Genomic DNA, 15,290 nt, shown 5'->3' with positions numbered 1-15,290 from the left:
CGATGCCCGATGTGTTGAGCAGGAAGGAGACCGAGCCGGACGAGGGTCCGGCCCGGTTCACCACGCGGCGCCTGGTGCGCTGGCTGGCGATCCTGACGATCGGGACGATCACCATGGTCGCCTGCTGGCAGGACCCGCTCTACCCGTAGTTCCGCACGTAGGCGTCGATCTCGGCGATCAGCCCGGACTTCCCGGCGGTGTCCAGGAAGCTGTGCCGGACCGCGTCGCGCGCCAGCTCGGCGACGCCGGCGCGGTCCAGGCCGAGCAGGCGGGCGGCGGTCGCGTACTCCTGCTCCAGCGTGGTGCCGAACATCGGCGGGTCGTCGGAGTTGACGCTGATCGGCACGCCCGCGGCCACGAGCGCCGCGATCGGGTGCTCGTCGAGGCTCGCGACGGCCCGGGTCCGCAGGTTCGAGGTCGGGCAGACCTCGAGCGGGATCCGGTGCTCGGCGAGGTACGCCATCAGCCGCTCGTCCTGCGCGGCCGCGATGCCGTGACCGATCCGCTCGGCGCCGAGCTCCCGGATGGCGTCCCAGATCGTCTCCGGCCCGGTGGTCTCGCCGGCGTGCGGCACGCTGTGCAGACCGGCCGCCCGGGCCTTGTCGAAGTAGGGCTTGAACTGCGGCCGCGGCACCCCGATCTCCGGCCCACCCAGACCGAAACTGATCAGGCCGTCGGGGCGCTCCTCGAGCGCGATCCGCAGCGTCTCCTCGGCGGAGGCCAGGCCGGCCTCGCCCGGGATGTCGAAGCACCAGTTCAGCTTCACCCCGAAGTCGCGGGCCGCGCCGGTGCGGGCGTCCTCGATCGCCTCGCAGAACGCCCCGGCCGGGATGCCGCGGCGCACGCTCGAGTACGGGGTGACGGTCAGCTCGGCGTACCGCACCTGCTGGCGGCCGAGCTCCCGGCCGATCTCGTAGGTGAGCAGCCGGACGTCCTCGGCGTCCCGGATCAGGTCGACGACGCTCAGGTAGACCTCGATGAAGTGCGCGAAGTCGCGGAACGCGAAGTACTCGGCGAGCAGCGAAGGATCGGCCGGCACGGGTGAGCTGCCCTCGTGCCGAGCGGCCAGCTCGGCGACGATCCGGGGCGAGGCCGAGCCGACGTGGTGCACGTGCAGCTCGGCCTTGGGAAGTCCGGCGATGAATGAACTCTTTTCAAGATGCCCAGGGCCCGCCTCGCCGGCACCGGCCCGCGGCCCGGCGGCTTCAGGCCTGTCGGGAGCTTGAAAAGAGTTCACTCCGGTCAGGTCGCTCACGAGATCTCCTCTATTTGTGTGCCACCACGAAGATACGGCGGAACGGGAAGGCCACGAGACCGTCCCGGACCGGATGCACCTCCGCGATGCGATCCGCGAACTCCTCCCGGAACGATCGCCATTCCTCATCGCCGAGAGCGGCGCGGATCGGGCGCAGCGCGGTGCCCTCCATCCAGCGCACCACCGGGTGGTCCTCCCCGTCGGCGAAGGGCAGGAGATGCAGGTACGTCGTCTCCCAGGCGTCCACCTCGGCGCCGGCGGCGAGCAGCAGGCGCGCGTACTCGTCCGGCTCGCCGACCGGGTTCTCCCGGTTGAGCTCCGGCGCCATGGCACGCACCACCCGATGGCCGGGGCTGTCGAAGTTGCCCGGCACCTGCATGGCGAACCAGGCGCCGGCCGGCAGCGCGGCGATCCACTCCGGCAGCAGCTCGCGGTGCTCGTCCACCCACTGCAGGGCCGCGTTGGTGACGACCACGTCGGTCTCCGGCCCGGGCCGCCAATCGGCGATGTCGGCCAGCGTCACGTCGGCCACCGCCTTCGCCACCATCTCCGGCGACGAGTCGATGCCGGTCACCCGGGCGCCGGGCCAGCGATCGGCGAGGGTCAGCGTGAGCTCCCCGGTGGCGCAGCCGAGGTCGACGACCTCCCTCGGCTTCTCCGCGCCGACGCGCTGGACCAGGTCGAAGAACGGACGGGACCGCTCGTTTCCGAAGCGGCTGTAGACGGCGGGATCCCACATAGCACTCCCCTTCTAAACCGTACGTACGTCTTGTTTGAAGCTATCACCATGGCGGTAGGGTCATGACGTGGAGAAACGAGATTTTCGGAGGATGGGACGGACCGCCTCGGTGGTCGGTCTGGGCGCCTGGCAGCTCGGGGCCGACTGGGGTCAGGTCACCGAGGCCGACGCGCACGCCACCCTGCAGGCCGCGGTCGACGCGGGCGTCACCTTCATCGACACGGCCGACGTCTACGGCGACGGCCGCAGCGAGCAGATCGTCGGCTCGTTCGTGAAGGACAGGCCGGGTCTGACCGTCGCCACCAAGATGGGCCGCCGCCTACCCCAGGAGCCCGCCAACTACACCCTGGACAACTTCCGCGCCTGGACCGACCGGTCCCGCGCCAACCTCGGCGTCGACACCCTCGACCTGGTCCAGCTGCACTGCCCGCCCACCCCGGTCTTCGGCAGCGACGAGGTGTTCGACGCGCTCGACACCCTGGTGCAGGAGAAGCGGATCGCGGCGTACGGCGTGAGCGTCGAGAAGGTCGAGGAGGCGCTCACCGCGATCGCCCGCCCCGGCGTCGCGAGCGTCCAGATCATCCTCAACGCGTTCCGGCTCAAGCCGCTCGAGCGGGTGCTGCCGGCCGCCGCCGAGGCCGGGGTCGGCATCATCGCCCGCGTCCCGCTGGCGAGCGGCATGCTCTCCGGCCGGTACGACGAGAACACCACGTTCGCGGCCGACGACCACCGCAACTACAACCGGCACGGCGAGTCGTTCGACGTCGGCGAGACGTTCTCCGGCGTCGACTTCCAGGTCGGCCTCGAGGCGGTCCGCCGGCTGCGCCCGCTGGTTCCGGACGGCGCGACCATGGCGCAATTCGCGATCCGCTGGATCATCGATCAGCCGGCCGTCACCGTGGTGATCCCGGGCGCCCGCAACCCGGAACAGGCCCGGGCGAACGCGGCTTCCGCGGAACTCGCTCCTCTTACGCCGGAAACCCGGGAAATGATCGCGGCAGTCTACGATGAGTTGATTCGCCCCCAGGTGCACGACAAATGGTGAACAATGAAACCGAGACGCCGCGATTGCGCGGCTGGCTCACGATGTCGCTCGGCCTGCTGGCGATCGTCCTCGGCGCGGTGTGGACGCTGCAGGGCCTCGACTACCTCGCCGGGCACCTGATGAGCGATCAGCCGGTGTGGGCGGCGGTCGGCGGCGTCGTCGCGGCCGGCGGCCTCGCGCTGGTGGTCGTCGGGATGCGGCGCCGTGAGGCCGGCCGGGCCTAGGTCCCTGTTCTCTGATTTGCGCGCACAAAGAGGCCCCGCATCCTCGGACAAGGGTGCGGGGCCACTCGCTCAGGCCGACCTCCGCCAGGCGGTCGGCGTGCCGGTCTCGCGACCGGCCTGATTGGTCTCAGAGCGGGCGAACCTGCTCCGCCTGCGGGCCCTTCTGGCCCTGGGCGATCTCGAACTCGACCCGCTGGTTCTCCTCCAGAGTGCGGTAGCCGCTCGTCTGGATGGCCGAGAAGTGGACGAACACGTCAGCACCCCCGCCGTCGACGGTGATGAAGCCGAAGCCCTTGTCTGCGTTGAACCACTTCACGGTTCCTTGCGCCATGCTGAACTCTCCTTCTGAAAATGCCGGCCCGCCCAACCGCAGTAGTGCGGGGCCGATGACCGTTTTCGAGCAGCGGCGCCGCGAGGCGTGCCTTTTCAGAGGACGTCCCCTCCGCTGACCTCGCGACCCCGCCCGGCTGAGGCGGTGTCCCGTGGTCGAGTGGAAGCAGCGAACCACGTACACAAAAACTGGCCACACTGTACCCGAAAAAGGGGCCGTAAAGCTGCCCCTCGAAGGAATCCAATAATGGGTGGCCGATATGGAAAAGGTCCCCCACTTCGCCGTGGCGAAGCGGGGGACCGACAAGACTCCTGTCGATACAGAAGTTGATCTAGTAACAACTCTCAGTCGGGCCAGTGACCCGTCAGCCTGCGGGTGCCGATGGCGCCGCCGCGGTGGACGGCCGCCTTCACGACCGCGAAGATCGCGCCCTGGATCGCGGCGGCCGCGAGGATCTCGCCCCAGCCGCGGTCCTCGTCACCGGCGTCCGGCGCGTCGTCGTCCCCGGCGACCACCTTCCACGCCTGCTTGAAGAGCGCGCCGGCGATCGCACCGGCGGCGAAGCCCAGCGCGATGTTGACCGGCTTCAACGCGACCTTCTCCAGCTTTCCCGCCATCAGCGCCTCCCTCGCACGATCAGAATGATGCCGACCAGCGCCGCCACCCCGGCGGCCACCAGCAGCGCCGGCGCCGGGTTGGCGCGGACCCGCTCGGCGGCCGGCTCCACGGCGGACTCCTTGGCGTGCGCCGTCGCTTCCTTGGCGTGCGCCGTCGCCTCCTTGGCGCGCCCGGTCGCGGAGACCGCCGCGTCCCGGACCCGCCCGGTCAGCTCGTGGGCCTGCGTCAGCACCCGCTGCCGGGTCTGCTCCACCTGCTCCTTGGCCCGTGCCTTGACGTCCGCGCGGGCCGCCAGGGCCTGCACCGTCTCGCCGAGATCGGCACGGGTCTGTTTTATCTCCTCGCGCAGCACCGCCAGATCCGGCTTCGCCGCGGAACCGTTGTTCTCACTCATGCCCGGCTACGCTCCTTGACCGCCTGCTTCACCTCGTCGACATCGGCCTTGAGCCCCTGGATCGCGGCCTGGGGCTCGGGCGGGACCGCGCGGCTCACCTGCTTCTTCCCGAACAGGGCCAGCACGCCGGCGACCGCGAACAGCACCACGGTCATGATCAGCGCAGCGGCCCAGAGCGGAAGCCACAGGTCGAGCACGATGACCAGCGTCGCGATGAGCGCGCCCACGCCGTAGCCGGCGAGCACGCCCGCGCCCCCGAACAGCCCCGCGCCGATCCCGGCATGCTTGCCCTTCTCCGCGAGCTCCGCCTTCGCCAGCGTCAGCTCGTCCCGGACCAGCTTGCTGAGCTGCTCACTCGCGCGCTGAACCAGCTCGGAGGTGGACTGCTCGGTGAGCGGCCGGGAAGCCTGCGGCAAGGACTGAGCGGGCATCGGCGTACCGTTCAAGACATCGGCCATCGTGTCCCCCCTTTCCGTGTGATCGGGGTATGCCCTGATCACGACCGCCTCAATCCTCGCGGTAACCGGCAAGAAGTCCGGTCAGCTACGCGACACCACCGCGGGGTCCGGTCCGCCGAAGACGATGCCCCTCGTGTCGCCGTCGTCGCCGCCGCTGAAGACCCGCGCCTGCTCCGAGGTGTGGTCCATGGCGGGGCCGTAGACGCGGGCCGTGCCGCGGCGGGCCGGCGTGGGCACCTCGCCCTGGCGCATCTCGGCGCGCACCCGGGGCAGCGCGTCGCGCTGGTGCTCCCAGATGAACGCGACCAGCCGCTCGCGCACGATGCAGCGCAGGTCCCAGAGCGCGCCGGCGTCGTTCGCGCTGACCAGCGCGCGCAGCCGGATCATGCCCTCGGTCGCCTGGGTCACCTGGAGCACGCAGACCCGCTGGTCCCAGAGGTCCGACCCCTCGCAGACCCGCTGGAGCTCGGCGCGCAGCGGCTCGATCGGCGTCGACCAGTCCACGTCGAGCTCGGCCGTGCCGAGGACCGCCGAGCCGGTGCGCGTCCAGTTCTGGAACGGCTTGGTGGTGAAGTAGGACGTCGGCAGGATGAGCCGCCGGTCGTCCCAGATCTGCACGACGACCACGGTCAGGGTGATCTCCTCGATCCGGCCCCACTCCTGCTCGACCACGACGACGTCGTCGACCCGGATCGCGTCGCTGAACGCGAGCTGGATGCCGGCGAAGACGTTGCCGAGGGTGCTCTGGGCGGCGAGCGCCGCGACGACGCTGACCAGGCCGGCCGAGGCGAGCAGGCTGGCACCGAGGGCCCGGATGCCCGGGAACGTCATGAGCATGATGCCGAAGCAGATCACCACCATCGCCGCGACCGTGACCCGGCGGAGCATCACGACCTGGGTCTTGATCCGGCGGCGCCTCCGGTTGTCCGGGACGTCGGTGCGCCACTTCGCGAGCGCGACGTCCTCACAGACCAGCAGGATCTTGGCGACCAGCCAGGCCGAGGAGGCGATGCAGAGCAGGACCAGGGCGTGCATGACGCCGGCCCGGAACGGGAAGTCGCCGGCGAAGACCCGGATCGCCTGCTGGATCGCCACCAGCACCGTCGTCACCAGGAACGGGCGCCGGACCTTCAGGGCGAGATCCGCGGCGAGCGCGTTGCGCCGGCCCACCCGGCGGACCACTTTGTGCACGATCTCGTCGATCACGATCGTCACCGTCGCCGCGATGACCACGGCGATGACGGCGGTCAGAACGCTGGACACTGACCTTTTCCCTCCCACGTAGGGTTCTGTGCCAGCGCCCTAGTTTGCCCCGGGAGGCTGTCCGCACACTGAAGACGGCAGATGTCAGACATTGCTCACATCTGCCGCCCAGGCCGTTGCTTCTAGATCTTGCGGTACTTCGCCTGCGCGATGCAGTAGACACCGAACGCCGCGATGCCGGCCGCGATCAGCGCGAGCAGCCAGACGCCCCACGAGTAACCGGCGAGGGTCTTCAGGGCGGCGTCGAGGCCGCGCGCCTTCTCCGGGTCGTAGTTGACCGCCGCGATCACCACGAGCAGGCCGGCGATGCCGTACGCGACGCCCTTGGAGGTGTAGCCCGCCATGCCCAGCTTGATGATCGACTCACGGGACTGGCCCATCTGGCCGGTGTTCAGGTGCTTCACGAACTTGCGCTTGAGGCCGTAGTAGGCCATCCCGACGCCGATGCCGAGCACCACGAGACCGATCAGGCCGACCAGCCAGCGGCCGCCCGACGAGCTCATCAGACCGGACGTCTTGCTCTCGTAGTTGTCGCCCATCGAGGCGTTCGCGCCCTGGATCACCTTCACGGCCATCCAGGCGAGATAGCCGTAGAGCACCGCGCGCACCCCGGAGAGCACCCGCTCGAACATGGCGGTGCGGTTCTGCTCGCCGCTCTCGCCGATGGCCGCCTCGAAGGCCTGCCAGATCGCCATCGCCACCAGGCCGACGGCGATCACGATGAGCAGCGTCTTGCCGTAGGAGTGACCGGCCAGCTCCTGGAGGGCTCCGGACTGGTCACTTTCCTGTCCGGAGCCACCGAAGGCCACCTGCAGCGCGATCCAGGCGAAGAGCAGGTGGATGATTCCGTACCCGATGAAGCCTCCCCGGGCGAGGTACTCCAGGGGCTTGCTCTCAGCGGCACGCGATGCGTGGTATTTGACGTTCGAGGTCGTGGAGGACATGCCCCCTGATTTCCCGGGGAGCGACTTCCGTCAAACCCGCCGTGCGAATGGCGCGATCGTGCTACTGGCGCGCGATCTGGACCTGCACCTCGTCGCTGGTCACGCTGTCGAGCGAGACCTGCAGGCCACCGACCTCGACGGCCTGCTGGCCCTTGGTCAGCGAGATCTGCTCGCCGGCGACCTCCAGGGTCACGGTGTTCTGGTCGGCGCTGATGAACTTCGCCTCCACACCGAGGACGCTGGCGCTGGCGTTGGTCTCCCGCGCGATGGTCACGGTGCACTCGTCGAGGCTGCAGTCGACGTTGTCGCTGCTGCACCCGGTCAGAAGGCTCAGACCGAGGGCGGCGGACGCGGCGGCGGCGGCGAGACGGCGGCGAGGCATAAAGATCAACACCCTTTCACGGTACGGGGACCGTGCAACCCTAAGCTGGCCGGGTGAGCGACTACGAGGTACGCGACAATCCCGCCGCCCGACGATTCGAGCTGCTGGTCGACGGCGAGGTGGGCGCCCTGGCCGCCTACCACACCCGCGGCGACGTGCTGATCATCCTGCACACCGAGACCGCCCCCGAGATGCAGGGCCGCGGCCTCGCCAGCGAGCTGGCCCGGCAGACCCTCGACCAGATCCGCGAGCGGGGTGGCCGGGTCGTGCCGTCCTGCCCGTTCTTCGCCAAGTACATCGGCGAGCACCCCGAATACGCGGATCTGGTCTCGAAGGGCTGATCAGGCGGCCACCGGCTCCGGAGCGGGCTCGGTGACGTCGACGCCGGCGATGAGCTCGGCGGCGGCCCGGCCCAGCGCCCGGGTGGCGCCGTGGGTGGCGATGTGCACGCCGCCGGCCACCGCGACCGGGATGCCCATCTCCACCACGATCGCGTCCGGGCGGACGGCCAGGACCGCGGTGAGGGTCTCGGCGATCCACGGGTGCCGGTGCACGTCGCGGACCACCAGCACGAGCGGGCGGTCGCCGGCCCCGGCCAGCACCGCGCCGGCCCGGTCGGCGAGGCCGGCCAGGTCGTCCGCGGTCACCCGGTGCGACGTGGTGCCGGGCAGCAGGTCGGCGAGCGGCGTGCCCAGGCCCCACGGCGTCTCGCTGCCGATCGCGATGTTCCGCGGCGGGGCGAACTCCACGACGTGCGGCGCGCTCGCCACGGGCAGCGACGGGCCACCGTCCGCGACGGTCACCTTGATGGCCCGGCGGGCCGCCGCGAAGCCGACCGCCGAGCCGCGGTTCGCGGGCGCCGCGAGCGCGGCCACCCCGGGCTGGGCCGCGGCGTCGGCGATGGCGCGGGCGCCGGTCTCGGTCTGCCTGCCGGTGGTCCAGGCGGCCAGGGCGCGGACCCGGGCCACCGCGTCGCGCAGCCGCTCCTCGGGCAGTTCGCCGCTGCGGACCGCCGCCACGATCGCGTCGCGCAGCTCGATCGCGGTCTGCTCGTCGGCGTGGTCGCCGCCGACGCAGATGGCGTCGACGCCGGCCGCGAGCGCGCGGACCGCGGCCCCGGTCAGGCCGTAGCGGCGGCGCACGCCCTGCATCTCGATGCCGTCGGTGACGATCAGGCCGTCGAAGCCCAGCTCCTCGCGGAGCAGGCCGGTGAGGATACGCCGGCTCAGCGTGGCCGGCAGCTCGTCGTCGTACGCGGGGACCAGCAGGTGGCCGGTCATCACCGACTTCGCCCCGGCCGCGATCGCCGCGCGGAACGGCACCAGCTCGACCTCGTCGAGCTCGGCCCGGCTCCGGGCGATCAGCGGCACGTCGTGGTGCGAGTCGACGCTGGTGTCGCCGTGCCCCGGGAAGTGCTTGGCGCAGGCGGCCACCCCGGACTCCTGGAGGCCGCGGATGAAGGCGGCGGCGTGCCGGGCGGCGAGCTGCGGCTCGGCGCCGAACGCGCGGACGCCGATGACCGGGTTGGCCGGGTTGTTGTTGACGTCCGCGTCCGGCGCGTAGTCGAGGGTGATGCCGGCGTCGGCCAGGTCGCGGCCCAGGTCCCGGGCGACCGCCTCGGTCAGGTCCGCGTCGTCGATCGCGCCGAGGGCCAGGTTGCCCGGGCGGGAGCTGCCGAGCCGCGACTCGAACCGGGTGACGTCACCGGCCTCCTCGTCGATCGCCACGATCACGTCGGGCTGCTCGGCGCGCAGCTGCGCGGTGAGCGCGGCCACCTGGGCCGGCGACTCGACGTTGCGGGCGAAGAGGGCGACACCGCCCAGCCCGTTGCCGAGCCAGCGGCGGACCCAGTCCGGAGCGGACGTGCCGACAAATCCCGGCTGCAGGACAGCAGCGGCGAGTTCCGGCAATTCGCCGTGAATGGACATGCGCCCCCGTACCTCCGATGCATTCACGAACGTCTATGTGAACGTTCTCCCTGTCCGGGGACCCATGCTCACACTCGATCCCAGATTAGTCAACAAACCTTTCTATTAGCTGTGGCACCGTCCCGGTAAACTCACGGGGTGCCGTACACCCCCCTCGCGGCGACCGGCGTCGACTGGTCCGAGATCCATGCGGTCCGTCTTCTGGGCGTCGCTCTCGCCGTCCTGTTCCTGCTCTGGGCCATCCGCCGCATGTTCGGGGGCAAATAGGGGTAACGGGCGGCGCATGCGCATCGGATACTTCCTGTCGAGCGAGGAGTACTCGCCCGCCCAGCTGATCGAGCAGGCCAAGGGCGCGGAGCGCGCCGGTTTCCAGAGCCTGTGGATCTCCGACCACTACCACCCGTGGGTCGACGCCCAGGGTCAGAGCCCCTTCGTCTGGTCCATGATCGGGGCGCTCAGCCAGGCCACGAATCTGGAGATCACTACGGCGGTGACCTGCCCGACCGTACGCATCCACCCGGCCGTGATCGCCCAGGCCGCCGCCACCAGCGCGGTGCTGACCGGCGGTCGCTTCCGGCTCGGGATCGGCACCGGCGAAGCCCTCAACGAGCACATCTTCGGCGACGCCTGGCCCGAGGAGGAGGTCCGCCTCGAGATGCTGGAGGAGGCCGTCGAGATCATGCGGGGCCTCTGGCAGGGCGGCACCTATTCGCACCACGGCAAGCACTACACCGTCGAGAACGCCCGGATCTACACGCTCCCGGACAAGCCCGTCGAGATCCACATCTCCGGTTTCGGGCCGAAGGCGACCGAGGTGGCCGGCCGGATCGGCGACGGCTACGTGAGCGTCATGCCGGACGGCGACCTGGTCAGCAGGTTCCGGGAGACCGGGGGCGGCAGCAAGCCGGCCCAGGGCGCGTTCAAGGCCGCCTTCGCCGGGAGCACCGACGAGGGCCGGCTGCTCGCCTACGAGAAGTGGCCCAACGCCGGCGTGCCCGGCGAGCTCTCCCAGGTGCTGCCCTCGCCGAAGCACTTCGAGCAGGCGTCGCAGCTGGTCACCGCGGAGATGATGGACGACGCGTTCGTCTGCGGCAACGACCCCGAGGCCCACCTCGAGATGATCCGCAAGTACGCCGACGCCGGCTTCGACGAGATCTACGTCGGCAACACCGGCCCGCACTACCAGGGCCTCTTCGACATGTACGCCTCGCAGATCCTGCCGAAGCTCGGATGAAGCTCCCGATCTACGGGCCCCGGCTGCGCAAGGTCGCCCGCAACCACTTCGGATGGCCGTCGCTGCGGCCGGGGCAGTTCAAGCCGATGCGCGCGGTGCTGCGCCGCAAGGACGCGCTGGTCGTCCTGCCGACCGGCGCCGGCAAGTCGGCGATCTACCAGATCCCGGCCGTGCTGCTGCCCGGCCCGACCGTGGTGATCTCCCCGCTGCTCGCGCTGCAGCAGGACCAGATCGCCGCGCTCAACGAGCGCGACGACCCGAAGACCCGCGCGGTCCGGGTCAGCTCCGCCGAGACGCCGGCCCAGCAGCGCGAGGCGATCGAGGAGATCCGGACCGGCCGGGCCGAGTTCCTGTTCATCACGCCGGAGCAGCTCAGCGACCCGGAACGGCTCGCCGAGGTGCGCGCGCTCAAGCCCGGCCTGGTCGCGGTCGACGAGGCGCACTGCATCTCGGCCTGGGGCCACGACTTCCGGCCGGACTACCTCGCCCTCGGTGACATGATCAAGCAGATCGGCCGGCCGCCGATCCTGGCGCTCACCGCGACCGCGTCGCCGCCGGTCCGCGAGGACATCATCGAGCGCCTGCGGCTGAAGGACCCCGAGATCCACGTGTCCGGCCTGGACCGCCGCAACCTGTTCCTCGAGGTGGCGTACTGCCCGGACGAGGCGTACCGCTGGCGCCGGCTGACCGCGATGCTGGACGCCGAGCAGCGCCCGGGGATCATCTACGTGCCGACCCGGCGCAGCGCCGAGGAACTCGCCGAACGGCTCACCGAGGCCGGCTACGGCGCCGAGTTCTACCACGGCGGCATGGCCGCGGGCCTCCGCGAGCAGCGGCACCAGGACTTCACCGCCGACAAGATCGACATCATGGTCGCGACGTCGGCGTTCGGCATGGGCATCGACAAGCCGAACATCCGCTGGGTGGCGCACGTGGCCCTGCCGGACTCGCCGGACAGCTACTTCCAGGAGATCGGGCGGGCCGGCCGGGACGGCGAGCCGGGCCGTGCCGTGCTGCTCTGGCGGGCCGAGGACGAGGCCCTGCAGCGCTTCTTCAGCGGCGGCTCACCGGATCTCGAGGAGCTGACGGCGCTCGCCGCCGAACTCCACAAGGGACCGCAGACGAAGACCGCCCTGCAGAAGGCGACCGGCCTGGGACCCCGCAAGATCGGGCAGTTGCTGGGACTGCTGGAGCAGGTGGGAGCGGTGCACACGAAGGCGGGCAACAAGCTGTCGGTCCCGCCGCGTGCGCCCCTTCCGGCCGTCGCGGCCGAGGCCGCGATTGCGGCGTACGAACGCCAGCAGGCGATCCTCCGCTCGCGAACTGACATGATGCGCGCCTTCGCACAATCCCGGCAGTGCCGCACCGAGACGCTGCTCGCCTACTTCGGCGAGGACCTGAAGCGCCCCTGCGGCCACTGCGACAACTGCGCCGACGGCAGCGCCGCCGAAGTCGACGCCGCGGAGGAGGAGGGCCCCTTCCCGGTGCACAGCCAGGTCCGCCACGGCGAGTGGGGCACCGGCATGGTCATGAACTACGAGGAGGAGCGGATGACCGTCCTCTTCGACACGGTCGGCTACAAGACCCTCTCGGTCCCGGTAGTGGTCGAGCAGAAACTGCTGGAAGCCGCCTGAGAGCAACTCATCGATGATGTCCCCGCCGCCCACGCCCGCCGCGATCTTGTTCATCTGCACAGCAACGGTGCTGCGCCATTCATCAAGATCGCGGCAAACGGAGGCCCGCCGCCCCTGCCTGCCTGCCTGCCTGCCTGCCTGCCTGCCTGCCTGCCTGCCGCGATCTTGTTGATCTGCACAGCAACGGCACTGCGCCATTCATCAAGATCGCGGTAAGCGGGAGTCCGCCGTCGCCTGCCCGCCTGCCCGCCGCGATCTTGTGAAATGCCGCAGGGACGGGTCGGGCCAGATCAACAAGATCGGGAGGTGAACGGGGACGACAGCCGGGTCGCGACCTACGACGCCGTCCGGGAGCACTGGACGAACCTGCGCGGCAGATCATCCGGGCCAGAACCGCGGACGGCTACACGCTCGACAGTCGAGACCTCCGCCTGCGGCACGAGGATGCGGGTCACGATCCATGCGCCGTGCTGCGCGAAGCCGGCGCCGGGCCCGTCGAGTCCCGGATGATCAGTTGCTGGCCGGTCGCCCTCCTGCGCGGGCGGCTGGCCGTCGGCTTCAGGGCCAGTTCGAGGGCCATCCGGCCCATGTCGGTCATCGGCAGGCGGATAGTGGTGAGGCTGGGCGCGAGGTCGCCGGCGACCGAGACGTCGTCGAAGCCGACCACCGACATCCGCTCCGGCACCGGGATGCCCCGCTCGCGCAGCACGGCGAGCACGCCCATCGCCATGGCGTCGTTGAGCGCGATGATCGCCGTGACGTCCGGGTGCTCGGCGAGGATCTTCTCGGTGGCGATCCGGCCGCCCTCGCGGACGAAGTCGGTGTGCACGACCGGCATGTCGTCGAGGGAGAGGCCGGCGGACCGCAGCGCCGCCGCCACCCCGGCCATCCGGTCGATCACGGTGTTCAGCTCGGGGGTGCCGCTGACCAGGGCGATCCTACGATGGCCGAGGTCGAGCAGATGAGTGCCGAGCGCCCGGCCGCCGGCCTCGTTGTCGGGCAGTACCGCGTCGGCGCCGAGCGCGTGCCGGCCGATCACCGCGACCCGGCCGCCGGCGTGCTGGTATCCGGCCAGCACCGTGCGGGCTTCGGCCTCCATCCGCGGGTCGCCGTACCCGGAGCCGGCCACGATGATGATCCCGACCCGCTGGGCGATCAGGTTCCGGATCTGCCGCAGTTCGTGTTCGGGGTCCCGGCCGGAGTGGCAGATCTGCACGAGCAGGCCCTGCTCGCCGGCGAGCTGGATGACGCCCCCGGCGATCTCGGAGAAGTACGGGTCGTCGACCTGGTGCACGATCAGGCCCACGGTGGAGCTGGATCCGCCGGCCAGGGTCCGCGCGTACGGGTTCGCGACGTACCCGAGCTCGGCCGACACCCGGCGGACACGATTGGCGACCTCCTCGCTGACGCCCTCGCGTCCGGCGAGTGCCCGCGAGGCCGTGGCCAGCGAGACTCCCGCCCGTTGGGCGACGTCGATGAGGCGCAGCCCGGGGCCCGGTTTCGGCATCGTTAACTCCCAAGCTATTGCCCGTGATTGATGTCACAGCATAGAGTACGCAAGCGCTTACGGAAGCGCTTTCGTACTCGGCCCGAAGGGACGTCCGAGGATGCCGACCACTTCTTCCCGCGCACGACTCTCCGCATATGCCCTGGCTGCGACCATGATTTTGACACTCGGCGCCTGCTCCTCGGGCGGCGAGGAGACCGGCGGCGGTGACGACCCGATCGTGATCGGTGTGTCACTGCCCCTCACCGGCGACTTCTCCGAGCCCGGCAAGGGTGTCCAGCAGGGCTACGAAGCCTGGGCAAAGATCGTCAACGACAAGGGCGGCCTGCTCGGGCGCCCGGTGGAACTGAAGATCCTCGACGACCAGTCCAATGCGGACCGGGTCGTCGCCGACTACGAGCAACTGATCGGCAAGGACGAGGTCGACCTCGTCTTCGGCCCGTTCTCGACCCGTCTCGTGGTGCCCTCGGCCCGCGTCGCCGAGGAGTACGACATGCTCTTCGTCGAGCCGGCCGGCGCCGCGAAGGAGGTCTTCGAGCAGGGGTTCAAGAACCTCTTCTACGCGGCCCCGGCGGTGGCGAACGACCACTACAACCACCTCGCCGAGAAGATCCTGGCGATGCCCGCCGACCAGCGCCCGAAGACCGCCGCCTACGCGGCCATGGACGACCCGTTCGCGCAGGGCACGGCGTACGGCCTCAAGGAGAAGCTGGAGGCCGGCGGCGTCAAGACCGTGGTGAACGAGGTGTACCCGCCGAACACCACCGACTTCAGCGGCATCGCTGCCAAGATCGCCGACTCCAAGGCGGACGTGCTGGTCGGCGGCTCGCAGTACCAGGACGGCGTGAACCTGATCGTGGCCCTTCAGCAGCTCGGCTACCAGCCGAAGCTGGCGGCGTTCTCGACCGCGCCGACGAACCCGGAGTTCGCCTCGGCGATCGGCAACAAGACCGAGGGCGTGCTCTCCCCGACCGGCTACAGCCAGGACGCGCAGTACCCGTCGAACAAGGAGTTCGTCGAGAAGTACACGGCGCAGTTCGGCAAGGCCCCCGAGGAGGACCAGGCCAACGGCTACACGACCGGCGAGGTGGTGGCCGCCGCGGTGACCGCGGTGGGCTGCGCCGAGCAGGGCGAGTGCCAGCAGAAGCTCGTGGACTGGGTGCGGGCCAACACGGTGGACACCGTGGTCGGGCCGCTGTCCTGGGACGAGACCGGCAAGCCGAAGGGCGCGCACATGATCCAGCAGTGGGTCGGCGGCGACATCAAGATCGTGTTGCCGGAGGACGTCAAGGAGGCCGAGTTCCTCTACCCGAAGCCGGCGTGGTGATGCGCTG

At 70.3% G+C, this 15,290-nt stretch carries 19 protein-coding genes; 8 read left to right on the top strand and 11 right to left on the bottom strand.

The genetic code is table 11. From position 1 onward, the window contains the following. The first annotated feature begins 2 nt into the window (after positions 1-2). Positions 3-149 (top strand): hypothetical protein, encoded by a 147-nt coding sequence (locus AB0G10_RS06815; RefSeq protein ID WP_360917587.1) that lies wholly within the window; start codon positions 3-5, stop codon positions 147-149. Here the strand turns inward: AB0G10_RS06815 and AB0G10_RS06810 are convergent. Together AB0G10_RS06810 and AB0G10_RS06805 are read right to left on the bottom strand one after the other, a co-directional pair. Further along, positions 140-1,141 carry an adenosine deaminase gene (locus tag AB0G10_RS06810; protein ID WP_360917979.1) on the bottom strand — a complete coding sequence of 334 codons (1,002 nt, stop codon included), beginning with the start codon at positions 1,139-1,141 and terminating at the stop codon, positions 140-142. The two genes, AB0G10_RS06815 and AB0G10_RS06810, sit on opposite strands and share 10 nt — an antisense overlap. A 124-nt stretch (positions 1,142-1,265) precedes the next feature. Beyond that, positions 1,266-1,994, bottom strand: a complete 729-nt coding sequence (locus AB0G10_RS06805; RefSeq protein ID WP_360917585.1) for a methyltransferase domain-containing protein — start codon at positions 1,992-1,994, stop codon at positions 1,266-1,268. Positions 1,995-2,061: 67 nt separating this feature from the next. On the opposite strand from AB0G10_RS06805, the gene AB0G10_RS06800 reads away from it, so the two are divergent. Next, positions 2,062-3,039: an aldo/keto reductase gene (locus AB0G10_RS06800; RefSeq protein WP_360917582.1), complete on the top strand. Its 978-nt coding sequence runs from the start codon at positions 2,062-2,064 to the stop codon at positions 3,037-3,039. Further along, positions 3,033-3,263, top strand: a complete 231-nt coding sequence (locus AB0G10_RS06795; protein ID WP_360917579.1) for a hypothetical protein — start codon at positions 3,033-3,035, stop codon at positions 3,261-3,263. Before AB0G10_RS06800 ends, AB0G10_RS06795 begins: the two co-directional genes overlap by 7 nt. 127 nt (positions 3,264-3,390) lie before the next feature. Here the strand turns inward: AB0G10_RS06795 and AB0G10_RS06790 are convergent, their stop codons facing one another. The 7 genes from AB0G10_RS06790 to AB0G10_RS06760 form a co-directional block, all read right to left on the bottom strand. After that, entirely contained in the window at positions 3,391-3,594 is a 204-nt protein-coding gene (locus tag AB0G10_RS06790) for a cold-shock protein (RefSeq protein ID WP_011905669.1), read from the bottom strand. A gap of 344 nt (positions 3,595-3,938) precedes the next feature. Continuing rightward, complete coding sequence (locus AB0G10_RS06785; protein WP_360917576.1) at positions 3,939-4,211, bottom strand: DUF4235 domain-containing protein; 273 nt, start codon at positions 4,209-4,211, stop codon at positions 3,939-3,941. After that, positions 4,211-4,606, bottom strand: coding sequence for a DUF3618 domain-containing protein (locus tag AB0G10_RS06780; protein ID WP_360917573.1), 396 nt, complete (start codon positions 4,604-4,606; stop codon positions 4,211-4,213). Before AB0G10_RS06780 ends, AB0G10_RS06785 begins: the two co-directional genes overlap by 1 nt. Further along, positions 4,603-5,037, bottom strand: coding sequence for a phage holin family protein (locus tag AB0G10_RS06775; protein WP_360917569.1), 435 nt, complete (start codon positions 5,035-5,037; stop codon positions 4,603-4,605). The genes AB0G10_RS06780 and AB0G10_RS06775 overlap by 4 nt, the downstream gene beginning before the upstream one ends. A 108-nt stretch (positions 5,038-5,145) precedes the next feature. Beyond that, the gene (locus tag AB0G10_RS06770) at positions 5,146-6,327 is read right to left on the bottom strand and encodes a mechanosensitive ion channel domain-containing protein (protein ID WP_360917566.1); all 1,182 of its coding nucleotides are present in this window, start codon (positions 6,325-6,327) and stop codon (positions 5,146-5,148) included. 122 nt (positions 6,328-6,449) lie between these two features. Next, positions 6,450-7,271: a DUF1206 domain-containing protein gene (locus AB0G10_RS06765; RefSeq protein ID WP_360917563.1), complete on the bottom strand. Its 822-nt coding sequence runs from the start codon at positions 7,269-7,271 to the stop codon at positions 6,450-6,452. A 61-nt stretch (positions 7,272-7,332) separates the two neighbouring features. Next, positions 7,333-7,653, bottom strand: a complete 321-nt coding sequence (locus AB0G10_RS06760) for a hypothetical protein (protein ID WP_360917560.1) — start codon at positions 7,651-7,653, stop codon at positions 7,333-7,335. Positions 7,654-7,706: 53 nt separating this feature from the next. Between AB0G10_RS06760 and AB0G10_RS06755 the strand changes: the two genes are divergently transcribed. Further along, entirely contained in the window at positions 7,707-7,994 is a 288-nt protein-coding gene (locus AB0G10_RS06755) for a GNAT family N-acetyltransferase (protein WP_360917557.1), read from the top strand. Here AB0G10_RS06755 and AB0G10_RS06750 read toward each other — a convergent pair whose 3' ends face one another. Next, positions 7,995-9,581 (bottom strand): glycoside hydrolase family 3 N-terminal domain-containing protein, encoded by a 1,587-nt coding sequence (locus AB0G10_RS06750; RefSeq protein ID WP_360917554.1) that lies wholly within the window; start codon positions 9,579-9,581, stop codon positions 7,995-7,997. A gap of 138 nt (positions 9,582-9,719) precedes the next feature. Here AB0G10_RS06750 and AB0G10_RS06745 point away from each other — a divergent pair, with 138 nt between their 5' ends. Genes AB0G10_RS06745 through AB0G10_RS06735 form a run of 3 tightly spaced genes read left to right on the top strand, consistent with a single transcriptional unit; the run spans position 9,720 to position 12,449 of the window. Beyond that, on the top strand, positions 9,720-9,848 hold the full coding sequence (locus AB0G10_RS06745; protein WP_360844976.1) for a hypothetical protein: 129 nt from the start codon (positions 9,720-9,722) through the stop codon (positions 9,846-9,848). A gap of 16 nt (positions 9,849-9,864) precedes the next feature. Beyond that, complete coding sequence (locus tag AB0G10_RS06740) at positions 9,865-10,815, top strand: TIGR03557 family F420-dependent LLM class oxidoreductase (protein ID WP_360917551.1); 951 nt, start codon at positions 9,865-9,867, stop codon at positions 10,813-10,815. Beyond that, positions 10,812-12,449: a RecQ family ATP-dependent DNA helicase gene (locus AB0G10_RS06735; protein ID WP_360917548.1), complete on the top strand. Its 1,638-nt coding sequence runs from the start codon at positions 10,812-10,814 to the stop codon at positions 12,447-12,449. The genes AB0G10_RS06740 and AB0G10_RS06735 overlap by 4 nt, the downstream gene beginning before the upstream one ends. A gap of 451 nt (positions 12,450-12,900) precedes the next feature. Here AB0G10_RS06735 and AB0G10_RS06730 read toward each other — a convergent pair whose 3' ends face one another. After that, positions 12,901-13,956, bottom strand: a complete 1,056-nt coding sequence (locus tag AB0G10_RS06730) for a LacI family DNA-binding transcriptional regulator (RefSeq protein ID WP_360917545.1) — start codon at positions 13,954-13,956, stop codon at positions 12,901-12,903. Between the two features lie 154 nt (positions 13,957-14,110). Here AB0G10_RS06730 and AB0G10_RS06725 point away from each other — a divergent pair, with 154 nt between their 5' ends. Continuing rightward, entirely contained in the window at positions 14,111-15,283 is a 1,173-nt protein-coding gene (locus AB0G10_RS06725) for an amino acid ABC transporter substrate-binding protein (RefSeq protein WP_360917542.1), read from the top strand. Positions 15,284-15,290 lie beyond the last annotated feature (7 nt).

The sequence above is a fragment of the Actinoplanes sp. NPDC023714 genome (assembly GCF_040639855.1).
Taxonomy (GTDB): Bacteria; Actinomycetota; Actinomycetes; order Mycobacteriales; family Micromonosporaceae; genus Actinoplanes.
This window is presented reverse-complemented; position numbering and strand designations above follow the sequence as displayed.

Bases quoted from the DNA above. Each gene is read 5' to 3' on its own strand.
- AB0G10_RS06815 (WP_360917587.1), top strand. From the start codon at position 3: ATGCCCGATGTGTTGAGCAGGAAGGAGACCGAGCCGGACGAGGGTCCG.
- AB0G10_RS06805 (WP_360917585.1), bottom strand. From the start codon at position 1,994: ATGTGGGATCCCGCCGTCTACAGCCGCTTCGGAAACGAGCGGTCCCGT.
- AB0G10_RS06795 (WP_360917579.1), top strand. From the start codon at position 3,033: ATGGTGAACAATGAAACCGAGACGCCGCGATTGCGCGGCTGGCTCACG.
- AB0G10_RS06790 (WP_011905669.1), bottom strand. From the start codon at position 3,594: ATGGCGCAAGGAACCGTGAAGTGGTTCAACGCAGACAAGGGCTTCGGC.
- AB0G10_RS06785 (WP_360917576.1), bottom strand. From the start codon at position 4,211: ATGGCGGGAAAGCTGGAGAAGGTCGCGTTGAAGCCGGTCAACATCGCG.
- AB0G10_RS06780 (WP_360917573.1), bottom strand. From the start codon at position 4,606: ATGAGTGAGAACAACGGTTCCGCGGCGAAGCCGGATCTGGCGGTGCTG.
- AB0G10_RS06775 (WP_360917569.1), bottom strand. From the start codon at position 5,037: ATGCCCGCTCAGTCCTTGCCGCAGGCTTCCCGGCCGCTCACCGAGCAG.
- AB0G10_RS06765 (WP_360917563.1), bottom strand. From the start codon at position 7,271: ATGTCCTCCACGACCTCGAACGTCAAATACCACGCATCGCGTGCCGCT.
- AB0G10_RS06760 (WP_360917560.1), bottom strand. From the start codon at position 7,653: ATGCCTCGCCGCCGTCTCGCCGCCGCCGCCGCGTCCGCCGCCCTCGGT.
- AB0G10_RS06750 (WP_360917554.1), bottom strand. From the start codon at position 9,581: ATGTCCATTCACGGCGAATTGCCGGAACTCGCCGCTGCTGTCCTGCAG.
- AB0G10_RS06740 (WP_360917551.1), top strand. From the start codon at position 9,865: ATGCGCATCGGATACTTCCTGTCGAGCGAGGAGTACTCGCCCGCCCAG.
- AB0G10_RS06735 (WP_360917548.1), top strand. From the start codon at position 10,812: ATGAAGCTCCCGATCTACGGGCCCCGGCTGCGCAAGGTCGCCCGCAAC.
- AB0G10_RS06730 (WP_360917545.1), bottom strand. From the start codon at position 13,956: ATGCCGAAACCGGGCCCCGGGCTGCGCCTCATCGACGTCGCCCAACGG.
- AB0G10_RS06725 (WP_360917542.1), top strand. From the start codon at position 14,111: ATGATTTTGACACTCGGCGCCTGCTCCTCGGGCGGCGAGGAGACCGGC.